The sequence below is a fragment of the Xenorhabdus hominickii genome, assembly GCF_002632725.1.
GTDB classification, from domain to species: Bacteria; Pseudomonadota; Gammaproteobacteria; order Enterobacterales; family Enterobacteriaceae; genus Xenorhabdus; species Xenorhabdus hominickii.
This window is the reverse complement of the sequence record NZ_NJAI01000024.1, coordinates 1-2,464: the sequence shown is the minus strand read 5'-3', so window position 1 is coordinate 2,464 and position 2,464 is coordinate 1. Positions and strand designations below refer to the sequence as shown.

The 2,464-nt window shown below is 36.3% G+C and carries 4 protein-coding genes and 1 pseudogene; 4 read left to right on the top strand and 1 reads right to left on the bottom strand.

Annotated elements, in window-relative coordinates; genetic code table 11:
* Positions 1-160: 160 nt before the first annotated feature.
* From dps to Xhom_RS47310, 4 genes and pseudogenes are all read left to right on the top strand, one after another.
* A pseudogene (gene dps / locus Xhom_RS24600) lies at positions 161-547 on the top strand (DNA starvation/stationary phase protection protein Dps); the annotation flags it as partial.
* Between the two features lie 189 nt (positions 548-736).
* The gene (locus tag Xhom_RS24595) at positions 737-958 is read left to right on the top strand and encodes an alkylphosphonate utilization protein (RefSeq protein WP_069316456.1); all 222 of its coding nucleotides are present in this window, start codon (positions 737-739) and stop codon (positions 956-958) included.
* A 787-nt stretch (positions 959-1,745) separates the two neighbouring features.
* Positions 1,746-2,024 (top strand): IS1-like element transposase, encoded by a 279-nt coding sequence (locus Xhom_RS47315; protein ID WP_069316457.1) that lies wholly within the window; start codon positions 1,746-1,748, stop codon positions 2,022-2,024.
* Between the two features lie 44 nt (positions 2,025-2,068).
* On the top strand, positions 2,069-2,326 hold the full coding sequence (locus tag Xhom_RS47310; protein ID WP_069316458.1) for an IS1 family transposase: 258 nt from the start codon (positions 2,069-2,071) through the stop codon (positions 2,324-2,326).
* An 8-nt stretch (positions 2,327-2,334) separates the two neighbouring features.
* Here Xhom_RS47310 and Xhom_RS24580 read toward each other — a convergent pair.
* Positions 2,335-2,464: IS1 family transposase (locus Xhom_RS24580; RefSeq protein WP_244590775.1), on the bottom strand; the 130-nt coding region annotated here is incomplete at its 5' end.

Here is a 2,464-nt window from a genome sequence, read left to right as displayed (position 1 = left end):
GCGTCCAGCCGTATCCGGATGGATCTTCAATAATTGACCGATTTCGCGAAAGGTTTTTTTCTCTTGGCGAAATCGAATAGCTTGCTGCCTCAGCAGCTCTAGTTGCTCAATCGTGAGCTTGCGTGCATCTGTTTTCATTGACACAGTATATCAGATATAAATAGCCGCCGAGTTAATAACTAAACAAGCACACTGGAACTTACGTGGTCGAAATTTCATTGCTGTTCATGAAATGCTGGATGGTTTTCGTAGTGCTATCACAGATCATCTTGATACATTCGCAGAACGTGCAGTCCAACTAGGTGGTACAGCCACGGGCACCGTGCAGGAAGTCCATAAAAGAACAACACTGGAAAGTTACCCAACCGATATTCATGACGTTCAAGACCACCTAAAAGCACTGGCAGATCGCTATGCCATCGTCGCCAATGATATCCGTCAGGCCATTGTTGACGCAGAAGATGAAGATACAGCAGATATGTTCACTGCGGCCTCTCGTGATCTCGATAAATTTTTGTGGTTTATCGAAGCAAATATTGAACAATAAAATAAAATCATTATTTTTCATTGCGTTAAGGTCACAAATGTGACCTTTTTTACATCACTCCATGTTATCAACCAGAAAAATATTAAAAATAGAAGCTATAATGTAAAAAATCACACTAACCTTTAAAAAAATCATTTTTCTATCTATAATCCTCATTTGATTTGAAAATAAAAATGAGGATTCCATACAATGGATATCGAAGTTAAAGACTCCAACGGTGCGCTACTGAACGATGGTGATTCAGTTCAGGTGATCAAGGATTTAAAAGTCAAAGGTACTTCCAAGACACTAAAACGCGGCACATTGATCAAAAATATCCGCCTGACTCATCGTGAGGATGAGATTGAGTGTAATGCCGATAAAATCAAAGGATTAGTACTGAAAACCTGCTTCTTGAAAAAAGTGAGTTAAATAGCAGTTACAAACCCATTTTTGAGTAAAGGGTAAATAATGTTAACTATTGCATTATTTATCCTTTTTTATTAACTGGGTCAAAAATTGAATAACATTAGATTACATCGAGTCAAGTCTACTAACACCTACCGTCGCCATTTAATTTTTCCGGTAAATACAAATTTTTTATAAAAAGCAGGTCATTAAAATACAGAGCTCATAAAAAAAAACCAAAAAAATATTAAGCATGTTGGATTTCAACAAAAACCATTCTATTATAACTGCTCTTTTAAAGAGATATTTTAAATTACATAAAGGTTACAAGATGAAAACTTCAATAGCACTCTGTACTGCCATTTTAGCATTTGCACCATGGAATACATTTGCAGCAAAAACAACATTGTTTAATACGCCTGAACAATGTGAATCACTCGCACGTACAATATGTGCAATACATATTAAACACCATAAAAAATATCAATATTGCCTTAAAGAGATATATAACACATGTATTCGCCAATAGATTAAGCTATGGCATAACCTCAAGTTCGTTTAATAATGGTTTAATAAATGTGATTTCAGAAGGCCATAAGTTCAAGCTCGGCTTTTTAACTTGGAACATATAATAAATTAATCCTGCTATAAAAGCCGAGCATACTCCTGTGTTTTAGCTCTCTGTTTCATAAATATTTTTAAAAAATTAACCAATATCTCTAATATAGATTCAAAGATATTAGAATAATTTATGGCAATGACTCCAAAGCGTTAATTTGATATTATTATGCTTTTTCAGAGGGGGATCATCATGACTGTCACGATAGCCGTTTTTTGCCGATACTGCGGCCAAACAGAACCGGGACGTAAACACGGAACAGGTAAAGCGGGTTTTCCACGCTATTACTGCAAAGACTGCCAGAAAACCTTTCAACTTAACTCTCGTTACAATGGTCATAAGCCCGATATGAAAGAAAAAGTGATTAATATGGCGATGAATGGTTCTGGTGTCAGGGATACCGGCCGTGTTTTAGGCATCGGCATCAACACGGTTATACGGACTTTAAAAAACTCTCACCAAAGCAGGTAACATCAAGGTAGGAGGCTTACAATGATGTTACGCTCATTTGCGAGTTGGATGAACAAGGGTCTTTCGTCGGTAACAAAAAACAACGTTATTGGCTTTGGTATGCTTTTGATACAAAAAGAAAACAAGTCATCGCCCATGTATTTGAGCCCCGAAACGATGAAACCTGCCGAAAACTCCTTGATTTATTAGCACCTTTTAATATTCGTTTTATGACGACCGATAACTGGGGAAGTTATGCCCGGGAAATTGAACCAGAAAAACATTTGGTGGGCAAAATTTTTGGTCATGTATTAAATAGTTAGATTGAATATCAAAAATAGTACTCACGCTCAATAAAAGTTCCTATCACCTTATCGTGCATTTCTTCGGATTTTGAATAACTGATAGTTTTTCTATTCAGTCTTTTTACTCGAGTACGCTGAGTTAAATTCGTTCTCTCT

Coding starts and splice junctions, on each gene's coding strand:
- Xhom_RS24595 (WP_069316456.1), top strand. CDS start 737: ATGGATATCGAAGTTAAAGACTCCAACGGTGCGCTACTGAACGATGGT.
- Xhom_RS47315 (WP_069316457.1), top strand. CDS start 1,746: ATGACTGTCACGATAGCCGTTTTTTGCCGATACTGCGGCCAAACAGAA.